The following is a 22,198-nucleotide window of genomic DNA, read 5'->3' on the forward strand; positions in this document are numbered from 1 at the left end:
TTGGGTGTCCCAGGTGTCAATCTCAGGCGCTGAAGCTCAGGGTGTGTCCAGGCTGAGCACCACCGGGGCGTGGTCGCTCGGGCGCTCGTTCTTGCGTGGCGTCTTGTCAATCTGGCAGGCACTGACCAGCGGCTTGAGCGCACGGCTGACCAGGATGTGGTCAATGCGCAACCCCCGGTTGCGCCTGAACGCCATGTCACGGTAGTCCCACCAGGAGTAACTTTTGGCTGGCTGGGGAAACAATCGGTGGGCGTCACTCAGGCCCAGCGCGACCAGCGCCTGCAGGTGGTAACGTTCTTCGTCGGTGCAGTGGATCTGGTCACGCATGCCCTCGGGGTCCCAGACGTCGGCATCGTCAAAAGTGATGTTGAAGTCACCCATCAACACCAGGTTCGGGTGGATCAACAGCTCTTGGCGTAACCATGCGCGCAAGCCGTCGAGCCAGGCCATCTTGTATTCAAACTTGTCGCTGCCGGGTTCCTGGCCATTCGGAAAATAAGCCCCAATCACCCTCAAGCCCTGATTGGATAAGGGTGGGGTGCTCTCATTTGTGGAATTTTCCACGGGCGTCTCACCCAGCGGAAAGCTGCCGCTGATAACGCGTGCCATGTCGTCGTCAAACCCCGGGATGTTTTTCACCACGTCCAGGGCAGGTGTGCGCGAGATCAGCGCCACGCCGTTGTAGGTTTTCTGGCCAAAACACTGGGCGGTGTACCCGGCCTGGGCAAAGGCCTCATGCGGAAACTTGTCGTCCGTCATCTTGAGCTCTTGCAGGGCCAGCACGTCGACCGGGTTGGCCTGTAACCAGTCCAGCACTTGCGGCAGGCGCACGGTGAGTGAGTTGACGTTCCAGGTGGCGAGTTTCATAGGTCAGAGGGCTCTAGCCCTTGTTCATGCTGCTTTTGTTGCTATTGCTGTTGTAGTGGTCGGAAGCTTGGTCGCGCTCACTCTCTCGTTTGGCGCGTGTAGGTGACAAAACTGTAGCCCAGACCGTTGCTGGCGGTGTGTGATTCTCGGGCCGTCTCAGACCACTCCGGTCCGAAGCGGGGTGCAAAAGCATCACCTTCAAAGGTCACCTCAATCTCGGTGACCACGGCCTGTGTGGCCAATGGCAGAGCCTGGGCATAGACCTCGGCGCCACCAATCACCCAGGCGGTGCTGTCGGGCGGGCACAGATCACGGGCTTGGCTGATGCTGTGTGCCACCAAGGCACCTTCTGCTTGCCAATCGGTTTGGCGGGTCACCACCACATTGAGCCGACCGGGCAGCGGGCGGAATTTTGGGGGCAGCGAGTCCCAGGTTTTGCGGCCCATGATCACCGGACAGCCCAGGGTGCTGCGTTTGAAGTGCGCCATGTCCTCCGGCAGGTGCCAGGGCAGGGTGTTGTTGTGGCCAATCACACCATTGCTGGCGCGGGCAAAAATGAGTTTGAGTTGCATCAGAGAAAGCTCCGGGGGTTAGGCGTCCGCAAGGCTGAATTGTCACCTTGTGCTGCGCCCCCTCAAGTCAGCTGGTTGAGCCGTTCGGTCACCCATAACAAGGCCAGCAACACCAGGATCAGCGCTGGCATCACCATCGGTAAACCAGCATACGCCGCCAGCAAACCACAGGCGGCGGGCACGCCGGCGCTGCCCACATACGACAGGCCGACTTGACGCCCGATGACCTTGGCCGTCAGCTCGGCGGGAAAGCGCTGCGCGGTCTCATGCATCATCGACGGGTAAATCGGCGCACAACCCAGGCCCATCAGTACCAGACCTGCCAGAGACAAGGGTGCGTGCAAGCCGGGGATGGCAAACACCACCGCACCCACGACGGCGCTCAGAATACCGAGCCGGATCAGCCGCCGGTTGCCCAGCCGGTTGGCCACCAGGCCCACCGCAAACCGCCCGGCGGTGATCGCACCAAAGAAAAACGACACCCACAGCCCCGCAGTCGCCGGGCTGCTGCCCCGGCTGTTGACCAGAATACTGGCCGCCCACAAGCCGGTGCCGGCTTCAGCCGCCACATAGAGCAAAAAGCCCAGTGGTGCCAACCAGGTGGCGGCCATCGACACCGGTTTGATGCGCGCCTGTTGTGCCTCGTTGTGCACTTCGGCTGGTGGTTTGGCGTTTTCACGCTGCCATAAAGACAGCGACAGCAGCAGGATGACCGCCAGGGACAGCTGCATCGTTGCCAGCGTCTGGTAGCCACCTCGCCAGCCCTGAGTCGCCAGAGTGGCGCCCATGATCAGCGGCCCCAGCGTGGCGCCAATGCCCCAGCAGCCGTGTAACCAGTTCATATGGCGCGAGGAATAGTGTGCTGCCACAAAGTGGTTGAGCCCGGCATCCACCGCACCTGCGCCCAAGCCCAGCGGTACCGAGAGTGCCAGCAACCAGCCCATCGACGGCGCCAGGGCAAAACCCAGCAGCGCCAAACCGGTCAGAAAACAGCTGATCATCACCACTGGCCCGGTACCGAGTTTGTTCAGCACATAGCTACTCACCACGGTGCTCAGGCCCGAGCAGGCGGTCATGGTGATGGTGAGTAAACCCACGGCAGCCAGCGGTTGGTTCAGATCCAGCCGCATCGCGGTCCAGGCCACCCCCAGCACACCGTCGGGCAAACCCAGGCTGATGAAAGCCAGGTAAATGATGGTCAGCAAGGCCAGGTGCACCAGCGGCACCTTGTTATTGAAAGACACCTTGGCAGCTCTCAAACAGCGACCGGTGCCTTGATGGCCGGGTGGCTTTGGTAACCCTGAACCTCAAAGTCTTCAAACTGGTAATCAAAAATGCTAGCAGGTTGGCGTTTGATCACAAGGCCTGGATAGGCAAAAGGCTCACGACTGAGCTGCAGCGCCACCTGTTCCTGGTGGTTGCTGTAGATGTGGCAGTCGCCGCCGGTCCAGATGAAATCACCCACATCCAGGTCACACTGTTGCGCCACCATGTGGGTCAGCAGCGCATAACTGGCGATGTTGAAGGGCACGCCCAAGAAAATGTCGGCACTGCGCTGATAGAGCTGGCAGCTGAGTTTGCCGCGCCCGCCAGGTGTCGTGGGCGGCGCCACATAAAACTGGAAAAAGGCGTGGCAGGGCATCAGCGCCATCTTGTCCAGGTCAGCCACATTCCAGGCGCTCACGATGATGCGGCGGCTGTCCGGATACGTTTTGAGGGTGTCGATCACTTGCTGGATCTGATCGATGTGGCCACCGTCTGGCTTGGGCCAGCTGCGCCACTGCACACCGTAGACCGGGCCCAGGTCACCGTCGGCGCGGGCCCATTCGTCCCAGATAGTGCAGCCGTTGTCCTGCAACCATTTGACATTGCTGTCACCGCGCAGGAACCAGAGCAATTCCACAATGATGGCGCGCAGGAACACCTTTTTGGTGGTCACCAGCGGAAAGCCTTCATTCAGATCAAAACGCATCTGGTAACCAAACACGCTGGTGGTGCCGGTGCCGGTGCGGTCGGCTTTGAACACACCCTGGGTGTGGACGTGGCGCAGGAAATCTTCGTATTGGGAGCGGATGGGGGAGGGCATGGTTGATTGCATCAGTCAGTATTCGCCAAACAGGGCGTCCAGTGCGTTCTGGATCACCCCTTGTTCGGCACGCAAATTGGCCACGGGCAAACCCAGGCCGCGTTTCGGAAAAGTGGCCATCATTGGTGTGTCCATCACCACCGCTTGGCCAGCGACGGTTAAGCCGGGTTGGAGATCCACCAGGCGCCCCGGTACACAGCTCTCGGTGCGCAATGGCACGGCCACAAAGGTGGTGAGTGTTGCCAGATAGCTGTTTTGAAGGTCCAGCACAAAAGGGGTGTGCAGCCGCTCGGATTTGTCCGGGTTGGCATACACATCAAATCGTGACATCAGGATTCCTCGCGGCCATCACCCAGGCTTTTGCCAAAGGTGCGGTACTTGGCGCCCCAGATGCCATCGGTGGCCACCCGTTCGTTGTAGGCGGCGATGGCTTCCTTGTTGTCTTCGTTCCATTTTTCCCAATAACGCCGTTTGACTTCCTCGGCCAGTAAGGTGTCTACCGTTTGGGACAGGTTCATGCCCATGTTCCGGGCGGCTTCCAGCACCTTGGCGTTGAGTGACAGGTTGGTGGCCTTCTTGGTGGAATTTTCAAAGTTCAACATGTTGGGCTCCATGAATCATGCGCAAAGTATATGCGCATGATGGGTGCTTGCGGCATCGCGTCAGGGCACCCTGCTCTGTTGTGTGCTCCGAGCTTGGCATCAGAATTTGATGACCCGTCCCGGGTTCATCAAATTCTGCGGGTCCAGCGCCTGCTTGATCGAACGCATCATCGCCAAGGCAACAGGTGATTTGTAGTGCTCGAGTTGATGCAGCTTGAGGCTGCCGATGCCGTGTTCGGCGGAAATCGAGCCTCCAAACTGGGTCACTGCATCAAACACCAGGCGGTTGACCTCGGGCTCGTGCTCGCGCAAAAAGGCGGCTGCATCGACACCTTCAGGGGCCTGCACGTTGTAGTGCAGGTTGCCGTCGCCCAGATGGCCAAAATTGACCAGGCGCACGCCCGGTATGACTTGGACCAGCGCCGCATCAGTGGTTTGGACGAAGGCTGGGATGTTGGAGATCGGCAGCGAGATGTCGTGTTTGATGTTGAGCCCCTCTTGGGACTGTGCCAGCGAAATGCTCTCGCGCACCTGCCACAAAGCCTTGGCCTGGCTCAGGTTCTCGGCCACCACCGCATCGGTGACGCAGCCATCGGCCAAGGCGGCTTCCAGCAGACCTTCGAACTGCTGGCGCGCGTGGGCCTCGGACTCGTGGTCGGAGTTCTCGAGCAACACACACAACGGCCCGTCTTGCCACAGTGGCACGCGTAACTGTTTGAAATGTTTGTCCACCAGGCTCAGGGCAAACTGGCTCATCACCTCAAAACCGGTCAAGCCCGCACCCAGATGGTGATGCGCCAGCCCCAGAAGCGTGACAGCCGCCTGCATCGACGGCACGACCGCCCAGGCGGTGAGCTGGGCTGCGGGCAGTGGGTAAAGTTTCATCGTGGCGGCGGTAATGATGCCCAGCGTGCCTTCGGAGCCGATGAACAGGTGGCGCAGGTCGTAACCTGTGTTGTCCTTGCGCAGGCCACTCAAGCCGTTCCAGACCTCACCTTGTGGAGTCACCACTTCCAGGCCCAGGCACAACTCGCGGGTATTGCCAAAACGCAGCACCTGGGTGCCACCGGCATTGCTGCCCAGGTTGCCACCCAGGGTGCAGGAGCCCTCGGCGGCCAGGCTCAGGGGGAACAGATAACCCGCGTTGAGGGCATGCTCCTGCACGGTTTGCAGCACACAACCGGCCTCGGCGGTGAGGGTCAGGTTGGCGTTGTCTACAGCGCGCACCCGGTTCATACGCTGCAGGCTCAACACGATTTGCCGACCCGAGTCATCCGGCGTGGCGCCCACCACCAGCGAGGTGTTGCCGCCTTGCGGCACGATGCTCACCGCTTGGTCCGGGTATGCAGCCCGGTGCCGGGCGCAGGTCTGGACCACCGCCGCCACCTCGGCCGTGCTGCCCGGACGCACCACCGCCAGCGCTTTGCCATGGGCGCGTTGGCGCCAGTCTTGCTCCCAGGCGCTTAAATCACCTTCGCTGAGCACATGGGCGTTGCCAACGATGGTGCGGAGTTCATTGAGCAGGTTTTGCATCGGCGGCGGCTTCCAAAGCGGCTTTGTTTCTGAGGTCGCGAAAACGCCAGCGGATGTGCAGGGCGCTGGCCGCAAACAGAGACAGGCACAGCGCGATCTCGACCATCGCCAGGTAGTTGCTGGGTGGCCTGTCGCTATAGGCGCGCACCACCCCTTCGGTGAAATAGAGCCAGACCATCAAAGTGACCCAGCGGTGGGTGTACATGCGGTTCTTCAACAGCCCGATCAGTGGCAGGCACAGCGGCAGCACCTTGAGCGCCAGCAGCGAGCCACCCGGGCGCACCGGTGCCAGCACCAGCTCCCAGGCCAGGCCCAGAACAATCAGCCCGAGCAAGCTGCCCACCGCCAGAAAACGGGTCAGGGCGACGGAAGAAGAGGGCGGGGTGGGAGGGGGGGTGTTCTGGGCATTCATCGGGATGGCATCATAGCGGCCATGACTGACCTGACCCAAGCCGCCTTTGACGTGCGCCAGCGCCTGCAAGACCTGATTCATCAGCTGCGCCGCTTTCCCTGGAAAAACACCGCCCACACCCTGCGTGAGCGCTTTCGCGAAGACCGCCTCGGTGTCACAGCCAGCAGCCTGACCTTCACCACCACCATTGCCCTGGTGCCGCTGTTCACCGTGGTGCTGGCGGTGTTTACCGCGTTTCCGATGTTTGCCAAGTTTCAGCTGGTGCTGCAGCAGTGGTTGATCGAGAGCCTGATCCCCGACAGCATCGCGCGCCAAGTGCTGGGTTATTTAACGCAGTTCGCTGGCAAGGCCAGTCGGCTCGGCGGGGTCGGTCTGGGGATTTTGTTTTTGACGGCCTTGGCTTTGATTTTGACGATTGACCGCACCTTAAACGGCATCTGGCGGGTGCGCCAACCCAGGCCACTTGGCCAGCGGGTGCTCGTGTATTGGGCGCTGATGACACTGGGGCCGCTGTTGCTGGCCTTGAGCCTGAGCCTGACGTCTTATGCGCTGTCAGCCTCCAAGGGCTTGGTGGGCGCGTTGCCCGGTGGGTTGCAATTTTTGCTGGATGGCTTGCAACTTGTCTTGCTGGCCTGGGGCATGGCCGCGCTTTACCACTTTGTGCCCAACACCCATGTGCGCTGGTCACATGCCTGGGCCGGTGGGCTGTTTGTGTCGGCCGCGTTTGAACTGGCCAAGCGTGTGCTGGTGTGGTACCTGGCCAAGGTGCCGACCTATTCGGTGCTGTACGGTGCTTTTGCCACGGTGCCGATTTTGCTGGTGTGGCTGTATGTGGCCTGGGTGATTGTGCTGATGGGCGCGGTGATTGCCGCGTATTTGCCCAGCCTGCTGACCGGGGTGCAGCGCCGCGCGCGTGCCCATGGCTGGCAGTTTTTGCTGGCGCTGGAGACGCTGCAGCAGTTGGAGCGGGTGCGCCAGAGTCCGGACAAGGGCCTGAGCCTGGAGCAGCTCAGCGCCTTGTTACGGGTGGACCAGTTGCAGCTGGAACCGGTGGTGGAAACCTTGCTGGCGCTGGACTGGATTGGCCAACTGGCCGAGGAGCGGGTGGATGCCAGCGCACGGCTGGTGCTGCTGGCCGACCCCGACACCACCTTGCTGGCGCCGCTGTTGGATGGGCTGCTGCTCAAACAAGAGCCCAGCACCCAGAATTTATGGAAAAACGGCCTCTGGTCCTCATTCAGCCTGCGTAGTGCGCTATAAAAAGTAAATTGTCGCTGGTGCTGAATGGCGCGATGCATGGCGGCGCAGCACGGTCGATAAGCTGTTATCGTGTAGTCGGCAAAAATTGAACCGGTGTTTCAAAAATCTCCGCCACATTGAGCTATGTCATGTGGCAGCAGCCGGAACGCCGCACAATGGTTGTCAGCCGTACAACGGTCGCTTCGAGCCATCCCTCAGCAGGACGAGATCGCACCGCCCGAAACGTCGACTTACTTTTTAAATAGTGTCAAAAACTCATGTTGGAAAGCAGATGAACAAGCAAGCTAATCTACAAAGCAGAAAAGATACGGTTCAATACATCAACCTTCAGTTAGCCTCATTGGGTCAGCCTTTGTTCCATGACAATGAAGAAGATGTCATCAAGTTCTGCAATCCAGAGTTTGAAACATTAACAAATGGTTTGATCAAAGGTTTTAAAGAAAAATCTCGACTGCTGTCGCAGCATCTTTCTCCCGCAGATACACGAATTCAGAATTTTATCAATAACTACTTGCAAGGGCTTGATTTTGATAAATCATATGCCTTGCCCAATGACACCTTGGTATTGACCCAGGCAGGCCATGCGCGCGAGATCAGTTTGCCACCCAATGGTGATTGTTTTATCAGTGAAGACATCATCTCCTACAGAATCAAGCAGGGTATATTAAACAATCCCAGCAATGACAAAAGAACCACGGTTAATACCTTTCATATTGTCGAAGGCAATTTGCCGGCACCTTTGGATAAAAAAGAGGTTCCAAAGATAACATTCGCACATTTTTTGCATGCTGCTTTCCATCCATCGGATGAACTGAAAATATTACCTTTCACCGCGAACCAAAAAGACAAAGCCAAGTTGATGGTTTCTCTTTTATTGCGACCCATGGTTTGCCCGGAAGTCAAAGGTGTCATCTCCAGGAAAAGCATGGAAGTGCGCTTCTTCACACCTGGGAGCCTGGTCAGCAATTTGGATTTTGTGGAGTCCATTTTTGGCAATGCCGGTGATCCCTATCTGGCCCAAAACGATGCGGCACTGGATACTGAGCACTGGACGGGCCACACGGGGTGTGTCATCCTGGCCCCCCAATTAAAGAAACTCAGGAAAAAAGATGTTGGGTTGCCGCATTGGGATCAAGCCACAGACCGTCAGAAAAATGAAGGCATGTGCTGGAAAACTGAGGACGAAATTTACAACGATGGCGGTGCATTCAAGGTAACGTGCAGGGATGACAGTGGTGTGGTTGTCACCATCATTGCTGACAATTATTTTGGTTATTCAAAGAAGGAAATCAAAACCCAGATCAGCTACTCTGCTAATTTGTATGGCTTGGTGGAGGAAGAACATTCCGGCGGTGCGATTGCTTATCCTAAAGGTGTCATGGGTGACATCGTTGATGGCAGTGGTTTTTCAAAGAAATTTGGCAATGCTTATTCATTTGAAGAGGTGAAGTCACTTCTGGGTGAGCGTATCGAGGTGAAGCCGGGTAATTATGCAGTAGATAAAAAATACCCGAATTTGATCTATATTCCAGAAAACGCTTACATCAACACCAATACCAACAGTATCACTTGGACGTATGAGGGTGCTGAGCAAAAGCTGGTTTTGTCACCGAATAAAACCTATATCCACCCCACGGGCAACAAATTCAGGCTGGAAAAACACAAGGCCATTGCCTTGTGGCGAATTGTGAACACCTCTCCTGAAGGTGTTTTTTGCCACAAACCCTGCACGGTCTCCGGTGGTGGTAAATCAGAGATATCAAAATCCATGTTGAATGCTATTACTTATAGCGAATTCAATATTGTGGATATTGATGAGGATTTCAAGAAAGCAGATGAGATCATTGAATACGATTATTCAAAACGCTGGAAAAATTACGATCCCAGTTTGCCTCCATCGGAGTCTTTCCTCAGTCCGAAGAGAACATTGGGTGCTGCGGTTCGTCTGTTGCAGCCTTTGGATGTTTATACCGATGAATACAACAATTTTGTAAAAAATATCCCAGTTCATATTCGCTCCCTGGTGTTGTTTGTGAAGCGTTTGTACCGTCAAGACAGCAACAATTTGAACTGGAAAGAGTGCATGTCTGTGGATGTGATCAACGGGAAAAATGGAACAGGTCTCAAATACTTTACCAATCCCGTGGTGGGGAGTTATGTCCGGATTGGGTTCAGTCAAAAAGGTAACTGGTTGCTGAACAAGTTGCGCTCCGACTTTTCTGCCAGCGAAAAAATCCAGATGGAAGATGACATTTCTGCTTCTATCACGCTACCCAGAAGCCAGTTCAAGAACCTGAACCCCGAGTACACAAACAGGAGTTTCAAGGTGGTTGCCAACTGTGAAAGTTACCTGTTTCAACGGCCTGACGAAGCGATTGTGCGGGGTTACGACAAAGGCGCTGAGCGAGATATTGTTTCCAGCAATACCTTCTTGACCAATTTTGAACTGTTAAGAAAACAGGATGCGATCGACATCTACGAAGACACCGTCAATTTTGACAAATACACCCAACCGGTCAAAGACCTGATTTTGGACGTTGTCAACAGTCAAAATGATGAGGAATACTTTTGCCTGCCATCCCACACGCGCATTGTGGATGGCAAACCCACAAAAAATCCCCGTTATCTAGAGCGCAACATCTTCATCAACGAAACCGAAGCGAGTTATTTGGGCGAAATTGGCACACGTCTCTACAGGAAAATGAAGTCCGAAGACCCGTTTATTCCTGTTGTGAATGCGGTTTTGCCGGGACGCAGAAACAATCCGATTGATAAAAAGGCGGGTATTCGTCCTTTGGCGGTGTACAACCCCATCCACTATCAGGAAACGCCAGAACTGTTCATGGACTTCATCTGCAGTCTGACTGGCAAGTCACCCTCAACAACGGGGGCGGGTTCTGAAGGTGCGTTGACAAAAGGGCCTTTTAATATGTTGACGCCCACCACCGACCTCAACAATGCCTTGTTGTCGCATATTCTGACAGACGCACATGCCTTCAGCACCGCAGCGGGTTATGTGGGTGGTCAAAACAAAGTTGACCACGATATCAGTTTGTTGATACCCGAGATTTGGGCACGCTTGGCAGAAAGTGATCGGGATCCCAAGAACCTGATTGCGAATGCTTGTCTTGAGAAGATTGATGACTTTGAGTATCAGGGTAAAAAGGTGTTGGCCAGTCGCCTGGGATACAGAATCACCGAACGATTTTCCCTGGCATGCCTGAATCGCTTGTTTGATGAACCCCAGGCTGTTTTCAACGAAAAAATGTTGAAACCGGAGTTACAAGGTTTAGAAGATTATGTGGATGGTATCAATAACATTGTGGAGGCTCAAGAGAAAGTTGCCCTGAGTTATTTCGAAGACGGTAGTATCGAGTCGGCCATCCCACCGCTGAAAGTTTTGTTACACGTGATGGCGTACGGCCATTTTGAAGGCAAGGATATCAGCGATCCTGAGTTGAGAAAGTTGTTTGACAGAGAATATGTTATTGACAGCGATTGGTACAAGGCACGTCTGGTGTTGAAACAGGACAAGGACATTGCGTTTTATAAGAAACAAATTGCCTACTTGGAAGATTTCATGGCCAATACAAACAATGCTTTGTTGGTGGAGGAAATGAACATTCAAGATCAATTGAATGAGGCAAATCGCAGGCTTGCCACGGTGCGTTCTGAGGCGTATCTGGAGAGCTTGGTGGGCACCATTGGTTGTGATCCTTTGTACAGAAAACATTGATGGCTGGCACTGTGCTTGTTGTGCTGATGGCATCAGGCGGGTGTGCATGGCAGTGACGCCCGCCTTTTTGCCATAAGCATTCATCGTGTTGTGATGGGGTGGTTTGAGGTGATATTGGCCTCTGGCCGTTATCCAATAAGAGCTGCATGCTATAAAAATTGATGTGTCCGGTGGTTTGTTTTGTTGGTTGCCTGTGTGTGTAAGCGAACAGACCTTTCGTTGCTGCCTGGCTAAGCTTGACCAACGTTTACAGACAAGCCTTGTTTGTGACGCCAGCGCCTTGGTATTGAACCGGGGTGTCCACGTAACGCAAAGGACCTCTCATGCACAAAACTCTTCGTATCACCGCCAGCCTGCTGGCTGTTGCCGCCTCTTTCACCCTGGCTGGTGTGGCGCAAGCCCAAAGTACCAGCAACAACACCAACGCCGCACCGTATTACCGCGCGGGTGGTAGCTACTTTGACTTCAACGCTGGCAAGTCCGACTACTCGCTCAGTGATGGTGTCGGCATCTGGGACAAAGACGACAGCGACAACGCCTACAGCGCCCACATCGGCAGTTATTTCAATGACAACGTGGGTATGGAGTTGGGTTACACCGACTTTGGCCAAATCAGCCGCGCAGGTGGCAGCACCAAGGCCCGTGGCATCAGCTTGAGTCTGGTGGGCAAATTCCCGGTGTCGCCGTCTTTTAACCTGCTTGGCAAGATCGGTACCACCTACAGTGACACCGACACCTCGGCCAACGGGTTCTCAGGCATCCAGACCGGCTCAGAACATGGCTTTGGTGTGAACTACGGCGTGGGTGCGGAATACGCCTTCACGCCCAAGTGGTCGATCTTGCTGCAATACGAATCCCATGACCTCAAGTTCGCGGGTGACAACAAAGAACGTGTGGACGTGACCTCGCTGGGTGTGCGTTACAGCTATTGATCAAACCTTGACCGGGTGGGCTCACACCCGGTCGACACAGCCAGTGATGGCTGAGGCGCTTTGTGCATCGGAAGTGGCCCCACAGGCCAGCCGGTGAGCAAAGCGCTTTTTTGTGTGCCCGCGACCTGACGTCAACCTGGGCAGAGGGTGGCTGCGATATGGGCTCAGGCCCGCCAAGCGCAGCGTTTTGGTGCTTGAATCTGTCAGGTTTGCCATTAAGATGGCGCGCTGGTTCATCCATCAACCTCTATGAGAGCAGAAACACCATGAAAGTCGCCGACATCCTGCGTATCAAAGGCAGCACCCTCTACACGGTGTCACCGTCCGAGCCGCTGATCCAGGCGCTGGCAGTGATGGCAGAGCGCGACATCGGCTCGCTGGTGGTGATGGAGCATGGTGACCTGGTGGGCATGCTCACCGTGCGCGAACTCACCCAGATCCTGGTCAAGACCGGTGGCAGCATTGGCACCACCATCGTGCGCACCGCAATGGACGACGCACCGCTGACCTGTACCACCCAGACCGACATGGACGAGGTGCGCCGCATGATGCTGGATCGCCACGCGCGCTACATGCCGGTGATGGACAATCACATGCTCATGGGTGTGATCAGCTTTCACGATGTGGCCCGCGCCGTGGTGGATAGCCAGAATTTTGAGAACAAGATGCTCAAGGCCTATATCCACGACTGGCCCGAGGGTGAAAACCCGGACGACGGCCCCAAGCTGTAGTTTTCAGGCGCTCCGCGCGCCCGACCTGGCCGCTCTGGGATAATGCCGCCCCATGAGCGGTAACACTTTTGGACAACTTTTCGCAGTCACCAACTTTGGTGAATCCCACGGCCCGGCCATTGGCTGCGTGATTGACGGCTGCCCGCCTGGGCTGGCTCTGAGCGAGGCCGACATCCAGCCCGACCTGGACCGCCGCCGCCCCGGCACCAGCCAATTTGTCACCCAGCGCAACGAGCCTGATACGGTTGAGATTTTGTCGGGCGTGTTTGAGGGCAAAACCACCGGCACACCAATCTGCTTGCTGATCAAAAACACCGACCAGCGCAGCAAAGATTACGGCAACATCGTTCAGACCTTCCGCCCCGGCCATGCCGATTACGCCTATTTCCAGAAATACGGTATCCGCGACCCGCGTGGTGGTGGCCGCAGCAGCGCGCGCCTGACCGCACCCATGGTGGCCGCCGGTGCGGTGGCCAAAAAGTGGCTGGCTGAGAAGTACGGCACCGTCTTTCGTGGCTGTATGACCCAGGTCGGTGAGTTGCCCATCGCCTTCGAGTCCTGGGAGTTTGTGTCCAAGAATCCGTTTTTTGCCCCGGTGGCCGATGTCTCCGCGCTGGAGGACTACATGGCGGCCTTGCGCAAGCGGGGCGACTCCTGCGGCGCCAGGTTGCGAGTGAGTGCGTCCAACGTGCCCGTTGGCCTGGGTGAGCCGCTGTTTGACAAGATGGATGCCGACATTGCTTACGCCATGATGGGCATCAACGCGGTCAAAGGTGTGGAGATTGGCGCTGGTTTTGCGAGTGTGGCGCAGTTGGGTAGCAGCCATGGTGATTCACTCTCACCCGCTGGTTTCAAGGGCAACAACGCCGGTGGCACCCTGGGTGGCATCACCAGTGGTCAGGACCTGGAGGTCTCGGTGGCGATCAAACCCACCAGCTCGATCCTGACCCCGCGCGAGTCGATTGACATGACTGGACACAGCACAGAGGTGGTCACCAAAGGCCGTCACGACCCCTGTGTGGGCATTCGCGCCACACCGATACTCGAAGCCATGCTGGCGCTGGTGGTGATGGACCACGCGCTGCGCCACCGCGCCCAATGTGGTGACGTGGTGCACAGCTTGCCGCCGATTGCCGCACGGGCCTGAGTCGCGGGTCGGCCACCTCGGCTGGCGCTGAACTATTGATGACAAATTGGGCTCTGACCCTTATACCTCCTGGGTAGATAGCTCTATTTATGAGAGTTGACGACTTCCGGCAGGCACCAGACCCCCACACCTTTTGAGCGAGTTTTTAACCATGAAGATCCCCGAATTGCTGGCCCCGGCCGGTTCCCTGACCATGCTGGAAACCGCGCTGGCCTTTGGTGCCACTGCCATTTACGCGGGTCAGCCGCGTTACAGCTTGCGGGTGCGCAACAACGACTTTGGTGACATCGAGGTCTTGAAACAAGGCATCGACACCGCGCATGCCAAGGGCGCCAGGTTCTTCCTGGTGAGCAACATCTTCCCGCATGGCAACAAGATCCGCCACTACATCGACAACATGGCGCCGGTGATTGCGCTCAAACCCGACGCGATGATCATGTCCGACCCCGGCTTGATCATGATGGTGCGCGAAACCTGGCCCGATATGGAGATTCACCTCTCGGTGCAGTCCAACACTGTCAACTCGGCAGCCGTCAAGTTCTGGCAAAAGGTGGGCTTGAAGCGCATCATTTTGTCGCGCGAGTTGTCGCTCGACCAGGTGGAAGAAATCCGCCAGGCCTGCCCCGACATGGAGCTCGAGGTCTTTGTGCACGGCGCGCTGTGTATCGCTTACTCAGGCCGCTGCCTGCTCTCGGGTTATTTCAACCACCGTGACGCGAACCAGGGCAGTTGCACCAACTCTTGCCGTTGGGACTACAAGACGCAAAAAGGTGTGGTCGATGCCTCGGGTGACGTGTTGACACAGCAGGCGGCGCAAGAGCGTGAACAAGGCGCGATAGAGCGTTCGCCCGCTGCAGATCAGGTCTACATGATCGAAGAGAGCCAGCGCGAAGGCAGCTACATGCCGATCGAAGAAGACGAACACGGCACCTATGTGATGAACAGCAAGGACCTGCGCGCCATCGAACACGTCAAGCGCCTGGTCGAGATTGGGGTTGACTCCCTCAAGATTGAAGGCCGCACCAAAAGCCCGTACTACGTGGCGCGCACGGTGCAGAGTTACCGCCGCGCCATCGACGACGCGGTGGCCGGTCGCGAGCTCGACCCGGCGCTGCTGGGGCAGCTCGAAGGCCTGGCCAACCGGGGTTACACCAGTGGTTTTTTCCAGCGCCACACACCAGAGGCCACGCAAAACTACCTGCGTGGTTACTCCGAGTCGGGCCGCAGCCTGTATGTGGGGGATGCGCTTGAGTTTGACGCGGCGCGTGGCCTGATGAAGGTCAATGTGCGCAACCGCTTTGCCGTGGGTGACTGGCTGGAGATCATCCACCCGAATGGCAACAGCGATGTGTTGCTCAGCGGGATGGAAAATGTGGACGCCCAGCCCATGACCGTGGCACCCGGCAGCGGCCACACCGTGTGGCTGCCGCTGCCCGAGAGCGCGGTCGGTGCGTTTGTCGCGCGGTATGTGAACCCGCCCGAGGCAGGTGTCCAGCTATCTGATGATGTTTCTGCCCTCTAGCCCTTATTGGGAAAGGGCTTATAGCTATGAATATGGATGCATTGTTGATCAAGGACGACGAGGTGGAACTCTCCGCTATTCGCGCCCAGGGTGCGGGTGGGCAGAACGTCAACAAGGTCTCCAGCGCCATCCATCTGCGTTTTGACATTCCCGCATCCAGCTTGCCTGAGGATGTGAAAGAGCGTCTGCTGGCCCTGCGCGACAGCCGCATCACCCAGGACGGTGTGCTGGTCATCAAGGCGCAGCAGCACCGCACCCAAGAGTCCAACAAATTTGACGCTTTGCTGCGGCTGCAGGAACTGGTCAACAGCGTGGCCCGTCCACCCAAGGCACGCAAAGCCACCAAGCCGACCAAAGCCTCGCGCCAGCGTGTGCGTGAGGCCAAGTCACAGCGTGCGGGCCTCAAGGTGCAGCGCGCACGGGTGTCGCATGACGGCTGAAGCGGGCCATCAAGCGTCGTTGCTGGGCATTGCCCGGGTCGAACTCCATCTGTTCTGGCGCTACCCCAAGCTGTTGCTGGCTGCCGCTGCCGTGGTGTTGATTCCGGCGCTCTACGTGCTGATCTACCTCACCAGCGTCTGGGACCCGTCCGCCCGCACCGGTGACTTGCCGGTGGCCCTTGTGAACTTGGACCAAGGTTTTGTCTACCGCCAGCAGGCTTTCAATGTGGGTCACGATGTGGTGGCGCGTCTGGCATCCAAGCCCACGTTTGGCTACGTGGAGGTGGCCAGTGAGCAAGAGGCGCGCCGTCTGGTGCGCCAGGGTGCGATGGCGTTTGCGCTGATCGTGCCTGCCGACTTCAGCTCCAATGCGGTGCCCGGTGCCAAGGCCGGTGCGGGCAAGCTGGTGGTCTTCACCTCCGAGGGCAACAGCTACCCGAGTGCCGCTCTGGCCCGGCGTTTTGCCGACGACCTCGGGCGCGAGGTCAACCAGCGCCTCAATGAGCAGCGCTGGGAGCTGGTGCTGGCCGATGCCGATGGCTCACAACGCAGCATCCAGCAGCTGCATGATGGTTTGTTGCGGCTGCAACAGGGGGCGACTGATCTGGCCACCGGCGCGGCGCAGGCCGCACATGGGTCGGAAACGCTGGCCGCTGGCGCCGCACGTTCTGAGCAGGGTGTTGCGCAGCTGGCCTCCGGGGCCAAAGAGTTGGGCACAGGGCTGCGTACCATGTTGGAGAAACGCCCGCGTTATTCTGACCTCAGACGCCTGGACGAGGGTGCGCAGGCGTTGGTTGCGGGGCAGGAGGAACTCGGCAAGGGGCTGGTGCAACTCCAGCAAGGGGCGCAGCGTTTGCAGCTGGGGGTGACTGGTTTCCGTGACGAAACCGCTGACAGCCTGTTTGTGAGCACCCGTGTCACCGACGGTCTCAACCAGATTGGCGACGGTGTTGGCAGCCTGGAGAGTGGTTTAAAAACCGCCAACACGGCGCACCAGAAACTGGCCGATGGCTCGGTGCAACTCAGCAATGGTGTCAACACCCTGACCAACGGCGTGCGGGCCATGAATGAGGGCCTGCGCAGCGTGGTCAGGCAGCTCCCCGAGGACACCCGTCTGGACGAGCTGGTGCGTGGTTCCGCCAGTCTGAGCAGCGGCGCCCATGCCCTCAAAGCGGGCACCCAGCAGCTGGCGCAGGGCGCGCAACATGTGGCCGGTGGGCTGGCATTGCTGGAGGGCTCGCTGCCGGTGTCGATCCGCAAGATGGAGGGCAACGCCCAGGGTCTGGCCACCTCGGTGCGGCCCGCCATCGAGGTGGATGCACCGGTCCAGAACAATGGCAGCGGTTTTGCGCCGAACATCATCCCGGGGGCGCTTTGGCTGGGTGCCAACCTGGCGGTGTTTCTGATCCAGCTGCGCTTGCTGCCGCTGTTTGCCACCGGGCTGTCGCCAGTGGCGCGACTGGTCGGCAAGATGCTGATGCCAGCTGGCCTGGTCCTGTTGCAGGCGCTGCTGGTGTGGGTGGCCATGGTGTGGGTGTTGCACATCGAGGTCCATGACGTGCTGGCGCTGGCTTTGACCGTGGGGGTGGCTTCCCTGACCTTTCTGGCGATTGTGTTTGCCCTGACGCGCGCTTTGGGGGATGCTGGCAAGGCCCTGGCGCTGGTGTTTCTGGCGGTGCAGCTGTCGTCCTCGGGCGGGGTGCTGCCGGTGGAGCTCAGCGGTGGCCTGTTTGCGCTGATCAGCCCTTACATGCCGATCACCTGGGTGGTCAAAGCGCTCAAGGCCAGCCTGTTTGGCGCGTTCGAGGCCAACTGGGTGCAGCCGCTGCTGTGGGTGGCGCTGGCAGGTGGTCTGGCGTTGCTGTCAGCGTGTTTCATCGGGCGCTGGCGCTATGTCAAACTGCTGGCGATGCGGCCCTCTCTGGATTTGTGACGCATGGTGTTGCAAGATCTCTTGAACCAATTGCAGCTGTGCCAAGCGGTGCTGCGCTGGTGTGCCGGGCCGCTGCTGGTGGGCCTGCTGGCCTGTGGGGCCAGTCTGGGCTGGGCTCAGGCCGCCGTGCCAGCCAGCGCCGCCGCACCACAGACGCCGGCCGCAGACGTTGTGCGCTACTGCGTGGACCCTGACTGGCCACCGTTCGAGGAGATTGACGCCAAAGGCCAGCATGTGGGGATCGCTGCTGAACTGCTCAAACGGGTGGCTCAGCGCAGCGGGGTGAGCCTGCAGCTGGCTCCCACCAAAAACTGGGGTGAGAGCCTGACTGCTTCACAAGCAGGGCGCTGCCAGATCCTGAGTTTCTTGAACCAGAGCCCCAAGAGGGATGCCTGGCTGGTGTTCACCGACCCGGTGTTGGTGGACGAAAACGTGCTCATCACCCGCGAGGAACACCCCTTTGTCGCGGATCTGGCTTCGGTCGAGGGTGAGATCCTGGCGCTGCCCAAAGGCACGTCGGTGGAAGAATGGCTGCGCCGCGATTTCCCCCATCTCAGGCTGATGCTTGTGGACACCGAGGCTCAGGCTTTTGAGGCCGTCAACCGGCGCCAGGCCGACATGACCATGCGCTCCCTGATTGTGGCGGCCAGCACCCTCAAGCGCGAAGGCTGGTTCAACCTGAAGATTGCCGGCCAAGTGCCTGGTTATGGCAACCAGCTGCGCATCGGGGTGGCCAAAGACCAGACGGCGTTGCGTGACCGGCTCAACATCGGGGTGGCCAGTCTGACAGCGGGTGAGCGCCGCCAGATCGTTGACCAGCACCTGGCCCTCAACATTGCCACCGCGCTCGACACCCGTTCGCTGGCCTGGCTGGGTGCGGTTCTGGTGGCGGTGTTGTTGACCAGCAGTTACTGGATCTGGCGGCTGCGCCGGGTCAATGCCCAGTTGCATCACCTGTCGCGCAGCGATGCACTCACGGGTTTGTACAACCGCGCGGGTTTTGACGAGATCTTCAAACGTGAACTGGCGCGTGCCCAGCGTTTTGAGACTGGCCTGTCGGTGATCCTGCTGGACATTGATTTCTTCAAACGCATCAATGACCAGCTGGGTCACACAGCGGGTGACAGCGCGCTGCGTGAGCTGGCCCTGCTGCTGCGTGCGGTGGTGCGCAACGTGGACTCGGTGGCGCGCTGGGGTGGCGAGGAGTTTCTGGTGATCTGCCCGGCCACACAGCCGCAACAGGCGCTGGTGCTGGCCGAGCGTATCCTGGCAGCGGTGCGTTCCCATGCGTTTGGCATCCAACAGCCGATCACCGTCAGCGCTGGACTGGCCAGCCTGCAGCCCGGCCAGAACCCCCACACACTGTTCACCCAGGCCGACGAGGCCCTGCTGCAGGCCAAGCGGCAAGGCCGAGACCGGCTGGTGGTATTTGATCAAAAGGAAGGTTCCCCATGGCCATGATCCAATGGTTTCCCGGCCACATGCACCTGACGCAAAAGGCCATCAGCGAACGCATCAAAAACATTGATGTGGTGATTGAACTGCTGGACGCGCGCCTGCCGGGTTCGAGCGCCAACCCGATGCTGGCCCAGCTCACGCAGGGCAAACCGGCGCTCAAGGTGCTCAACAAACAGGACCTGGCCGACCCCGAGCGCACCGCCTTGTGGCTGGCGCATTACAACGCGCAGCCGGGCATGCGTGCCATTGCGCTCGACGCCAGCATGGCGGCACCGGCCAAGGCGCTGATTGCCGCCTGCCATGAACTGGCGCCGAACCGGGGCGGTCTGGCCAAACCGATGCGGGTGCTGATCTGTGGCATTCCCAATGTGGGCAAGTCGACCCTGATCAACACCTTGATGGGCAAACGCGCCACCAAAACCGGCGACGAGGCCGGTGTCACCAAGCTGGAGCAACGTCTGGCGCTGGCGCCAGACTTCTACCTGTACGACACACCGGGCATGTTGTGGCCGCGCATCATTGTGGCCAAAAGTGGCTACAACCTGGCTGCCAGCGGCGCGGTCGGGCGCAATGCGTTTGACGAGCAGGAGGTGGCCCTCGAACTGCTCGACACCCTGCGCATGCATTACCCGAGTTTGCTCGAGGCGCGCTTCAAGATCAGTGGTGTTGCCCAGATGACCGTTGAGCAGGCGCTGGAGGCGATTGGCCGCCAGCGCGGCGCCTTACAAGGCGGCAAAAGCATCAACTGGCAAAAGGCGGCCGAGATTGTGATTTACGACTTTCGTTCTGCGGTGATGGGCCGCATCAGCCTGGAAACCCCGCAGGAATATGCCGAGTGGCTGGCCCACGGGCAAACGCTGGATGCACAGCGCCAGCTCAAGAAAGACGCGATTGAGCTGGACCGCAAGATTCGCTTCAAGCAGGTGCCGCGGCCGGGTTCGCGGTGAGGGCTTCACTCCAGACGCGTCAGCGTCACATCCGAACACGGATGGGCCACGCAGGGCAAGACATACCCCTCGGCTTTTTCCTCGGTGCTCAAACCCGGCCAGGCGATTTCATACCGCACTTGCCCGCTGGCCAGCTGGCCGATGCAGCTGCGGCAGGTGCCGTTGCGGCAGGAACTGGGCCAGTTGATGAGGCCTGCCTCCAGCGACAGCAGCAAGGGCTGTTCTGGCCAGGCGTCAAAAGCTTGGCCATCGGGCTGGGTCAAACCGGAAAAAAATGGCGGGGTCGGGGGCGAGGACATGGTTTTTATTGTATGGTTAGGGAAATGGCTGCCTAGCCCTTGTGGTTATAGGGCTAGCAGCTACTTAAAAGATAGTGTTTGTGTTCGTTGGATGTTAGAAAGAGTATCAAAAAATGAGTTTGAATATATCGGTTGTCCCCGACAAAAAAGACCCCCAGCCGCTGGTGATCTACCACGGGCGCAGCTGCCCCGATGGTTTTGCGTCGGCCCTGGCCGCCTGGTTGTATTACGAGGGTCAGGCCGAGTTTTTGCCGCTGGATCATGGCGATGTCAAAACACTGGCCGACTTGCCACCCCTGGCCGGACGCACCGTCTACATCCTGGACTTCTCCTTCTCGGCACCGCTGTTGCGCGAGATTGACGGCTGCGCTGCCAAACTGGTGGTGCTGGACCACCATTTGAGTGCTGCTGAAAAACTGAACGGTTTCCAGTGCCAGCACGGTGTGGTGCACTTTGACATGAAGAAATCGGGCGCGCGCCTGGCCTGGGAGTTTTTCCACCCGCAGCAGCCGGTGCCCGACCTGGTGAAGTTTGTCGAAGACCGCGACATCTGGGTCTGGCAGTACCCCGAGAGCGCCGGTTTTCTGGCCGCGCTGGACATGGAACCCTTTGATTTTGAGCGCTGGCATGCGGTAGCCAACTTCGATGCCCCCCATCTGGCCGCTTACATCGACCGTGGCCGTGCCATGGACGAGAAGTTCAGCAAACTGGCACAGAGCATGAGTGAGGCCGCTCAGCCCCTGAATTTCAACGGTGTGCCCGGCCTGATGGCCAATGTGCCGAGTGCCTTTCACAGCCTGGTGGGAGACATCCTGTGTGAGAAGTCAGGCACCTTTGCGCTGTTGTGGACGGTGGACAAAAGTGGTCTGGTCAAGTGTGGCTTGCGCTCACGCTCGGGCTTCAGCTGTATTGCGCTGGCCGAGAGCATGCACGGTGGTGGCCATGCCCAGGCCTGCGGTTTCAAGATGTCCAGCCAGCGTTTGCCCGAGTTGCTGGGTGGCACGCTGACAGCTTAAACAGCGCCTGCACACACCACTTGCCGTGTGGTCACGGGGCAGGCGGTGTGGGGTTTACTCTGCGCCCAAAAATTTCGCCAAGGTGGCGGTGTCCATGGCGCCGCTGTGGCTGATGACCTCACCACTCTGGCGGTGTTTGGCCACCACAAAGGGCACTGAGTCCTGGCCCAGGGTGCTCAAGAGCTGGGTGTTGGCCTTGATGGCTTGCTCGATCTCGGGCGCAACACTGCTGGACGCTGAAATACCACCGGTACCCGCGAGCACCGATTTTTCATGTTCACTCATGGTTTCCAGCGGGGTGCTGGACGACAGCAGGGTGGCGGCCTGGGCCAGGCTCTTGCCCTGGTTAAAGGCGACAGGCACCCAGATGAACTTGACCTTGCCATGCAGGGCTTTTGAGGCTTCCCACAAGTGGCCGCAATGCGGGCACTGGGGCTCAAACAACACATACACCGGTTGTGCACTCATCAGCGCACCCACGGTGAAACCTTTGCCCTGGCTGGCCACGGTGTCATAAGCTGAACCGGTCATGGCCACCGGTGCGGCTGTGGCGGCGGCGGGTGCGGTGGTGGCCGCAGGCGCGGCAGATTCACTGGATTTGGAGCAGCCGACCAAAGCCAGGGTCAGAGCGGTGACGAGAGGCAAAAGCAGTTGTTTGGGTGTCATGGGCATAGGTGTTTTGGCGAGGGTTGGAACAAGTAGGCT

The 22,198-nt window shown here is 58.5% G+C and carries 21 protein-coding genes; 11 read left to right on the forward strand and 10 right to left on the reverse strand.

All coding sequences use genetic code 11. The annotated features are described in order from the left end of the window. Positions 1–36 precede the first annotated feature (36 nt). The 8 genes from xth to FDG13_RS11495 form a co-directional block, all read right to left on the reverse strand. Entirely contained in the window at positions 37–867 is an 831-nt protein-coding gene (xth, locus tag FDG13_RS11460) for an exodeoxyribonuclease III (RefSeq protein WP_180127761.1), read from the reverse strand. A gap of 77 nt (positions 868–944) precedes the next feature. After that, positions 945–1,439 (reverse strand): dihydrofolate reductase, encoded by a 495-nt coding sequence (locus FDG13_RS11465; protein WP_180127763.1) that lies wholly within the window; start codon positions 1,437–1,439, stop codon positions 945–947. A 62-nt stretch (positions 1,440–1,501) separates the two neighbouring features. Continuing rightward, positions 1,502–2,683 carry an MFS transporter gene (locus tag FDG13_RS11470; protein WP_180127765.1) on the reverse strand — a complete coding sequence of 394 codons (1,182 nt, stop codon included), beginning with the start codon at positions 2,681–2,683 and terminating at the stop codon, positions 1,502–1,504. An 11-nt stretch (positions 2,684–2,694) separates the two neighbouring features. Then, a complete protein-coding gene (locus FDG13_RS11475; RefSeq protein WP_180127767.1) occupies positions 2,695–3,525 on the reverse strand; it encodes a thymidylate synthase in 831 nt (276 codons plus the stop codon). Between the two features lie 15 nt (positions 3,526–3,540). Beyond that, on the reverse strand, positions 3,541–3,855 hold the full coding sequence (locus FDG13_RS11480; RefSeq protein ID WP_180127769.1) for a CcdB family protein: 315 nt from the start codon (positions 3,853–3,855) through the stop codon (positions 3,541–3,543). Beyond that, positions 3,855–4,127 (reverse strand): type II toxin-antitoxin system CcdA family antitoxin, encoded by a 273-nt coding sequence (locus tag FDG13_RS11485; protein WP_180127771.1) that lies wholly within the window; start codon positions 4,125–4,127, stop codon positions 3,855–3,857. The genes FDG13_RS11480 and FDG13_RS11485 overlap by 1 nt, the downstream gene beginning before the upstream one ends. Positions 4,128–4,226: 99 nt before the next feature. Next, complete coding sequence (locus FDG13_RS11490) at positions 4,227–5,660, reverse strand: FAD-binding oxidoreductase (protein ID WP_180127773.1); 1,434 nt, start codon at positions 5,658–5,660, stop codon at positions 4,227–4,229. Beyond that, the gene (locus FDG13_RS11495; RefSeq protein ID WP_180128111.1) at positions 5,641–6,072 is read right to left on the reverse strand and encodes a DUF2069 domain-containing protein; all 432 of its coding nucleotides are present in this window, start codon (positions 6,070–6,072) and stop codon (positions 5,641–5,643) included. Before FDG13_RS11495 ends, FDG13_RS11490 begins: the two co-directional genes overlap by 20 nt. 21 nt (positions 6,073–6,093) lie before the next feature. Between FDG13_RS11495 and FDG13_RS11500 the strand changes: the two genes are divergently transcribed. The 10 genes from FDG13_RS11500 (at position 6,094) to ylqF (ending at position 20,178) form a co-directional block, all read left to right on the forward strand. Next, entirely contained in the window at positions 6,094–7,332 is a 1,239-nt protein-coding gene (locus FDG13_RS11500; protein WP_180127775.1) for a YihY family inner membrane protein, read from the forward strand. Positions 7,333–7,603: 271 nt separating this feature from the next. After that, complete coding sequence (locus FDG13_RS11505; RefSeq protein ID WP_180127777.1) at positions 7,604–11,068, forward strand: hypothetical protein; 3,465 nt, start codon at positions 7,604–7,606, stop codon at positions 11,066–11,068. A 323-nt stretch (positions 11,069–11,391) separates the two neighbouring features. After that, complete coding sequence (locus FDG13_RS11510) at positions 11,392–12,000, forward strand: porin family protein (RefSeq protein ID WP_180127779.1); 609 nt, start codon at positions 11,392–11,394, stop codon at positions 11,998–12,000. Between the two features lie 266 nt (positions 12,001–12,266). Next, complete coding sequence (locus tag FDG13_RS11515; protein ID WP_180127780.1) at positions 12,267–12,731, forward strand: CBS domain-containing protein; 465 nt, start codon at positions 12,267–12,269, stop codon at positions 12,729–12,731. A gap of 52 nt (positions 12,732–12,783) precedes the next feature. Next, positions 12,784–13,878 carry a chorismate synthase gene (aroC, locus tag FDG13_RS11520; protein WP_180127781.1) on the forward strand — a complete coding sequence of 365 codons (1,095 nt, stop codon included), beginning with the start codon at positions 12,784–12,786 and terminating at the stop codon, positions 13,876–13,878. 151 nt (positions 13,879–14,029) lie between these two features. Continuing rightward, positions 14,030–15,400, forward strand: a complete 1,371-nt coding sequence (gene yegQ, locus FDG13_RS11525; RefSeq protein WP_180127782.1) for a tRNA 5-hydroxyuridine modification protein YegQ — start codon at positions 14,030–14,032, stop codon at positions 15,398–15,400. A 26-nt stretch (positions 15,401–15,426) separates the two neighbouring features. Continuing rightward, positions 15,427–15,840, forward strand: a complete 414-nt coding sequence (arfB, locus tag FDG13_RS11530) for an alternative ribosome rescue aminoacyl-tRNA hydrolase ArfB (RefSeq protein WP_370528212.1) — start codon at positions 15,427–15,429, stop codon at positions 15,838–15,840. After that, a complete protein-coding gene (locus FDG13_RS11535) occupies positions 15,830–17,773 on the forward strand; it encodes a YhgE/Pip domain-containing protein (RefSeq protein ID WP_180127783.1) in 1,944 nt (647 codons plus the stop codon). The genes arfB and FDG13_RS11535 overlap by 11 nt, the downstream gene beginning before the upstream one ends. A 3-nt stretch (positions 17,774–17,776) precedes the next feature. Beyond that, positions 17,777–19,234: a diguanylate cyclase gene (locus FDG13_RS11540; protein ID WP_180127785.1), complete on the forward strand. Its 1,458-nt coding sequence runs from the start codon at positions 17,777–17,779 to the stop codon at positions 19,232–19,234. Next, positions 19,225–20,178: a ribosome biogenesis GTPase YlqF gene (gene ylqF, locus FDG13_RS11545; protein ID WP_255435213.1), complete on the forward strand. Its 954-nt coding sequence runs from the start codon at positions 19,225–19,227 to the stop codon at positions 20,176–20,178. Before FDG13_RS11540 ends, ylqF begins: the two co-directional genes overlap by 10 nt. Positions 20,179–20,183: 5 nt before the next feature. Here the strand turns inward: ylqF and FDG13_RS11550 are convergent, their stop codons facing one another. After that, positions 20,184–20,477, reverse strand: coding sequence for a 2Fe-2S iron-sulfur cluster-binding protein (locus FDG13_RS11550; RefSeq protein WP_180127787.1), 294 nt, complete (start codon positions 20,475–20,477; stop codon positions 20,184–20,186). A 113-nt stretch (positions 20,478–20,590) separates the two neighbouring features. On the opposite strand from FDG13_RS11550, the gene FDG13_RS11555 reads away from it, so the two are divergent. Beyond that, positions 20,591–21,493 (forward strand): DHH family phosphoesterase, encoded by a 903-nt coding sequence (locus FDG13_RS11555; protein ID WP_180127789.1) that lies wholly within the window; start codon positions 20,591–20,593, stop codon positions 21,491–21,493. 54 nt (positions 21,494–21,547) lie between these two features. Here FDG13_RS11555 and FDG13_RS11560 read toward each other — a convergent pair whose 3' ends face one another. Beyond that, positions 21,548–22,159 (reverse strand): DsbC family protein, encoded by a 612-nt coding sequence (locus tag FDG13_RS11560; protein ID WP_180127791.1) that lies wholly within the window; start codon positions 22,157–22,159, stop codon positions 21,548–21,550. Between the last annotated feature and the right edge of the window lie 39 nt (positions 22,160–22,198).

This window comes from Rhodoferax sp. BLA1 (assembly GCF_013416775.1).
GTDB lineage: Bacteria > Pseudomonadota > Gammaproteobacteria > Burkholderiales > Burkholderiaceae_C > Rhodoferax.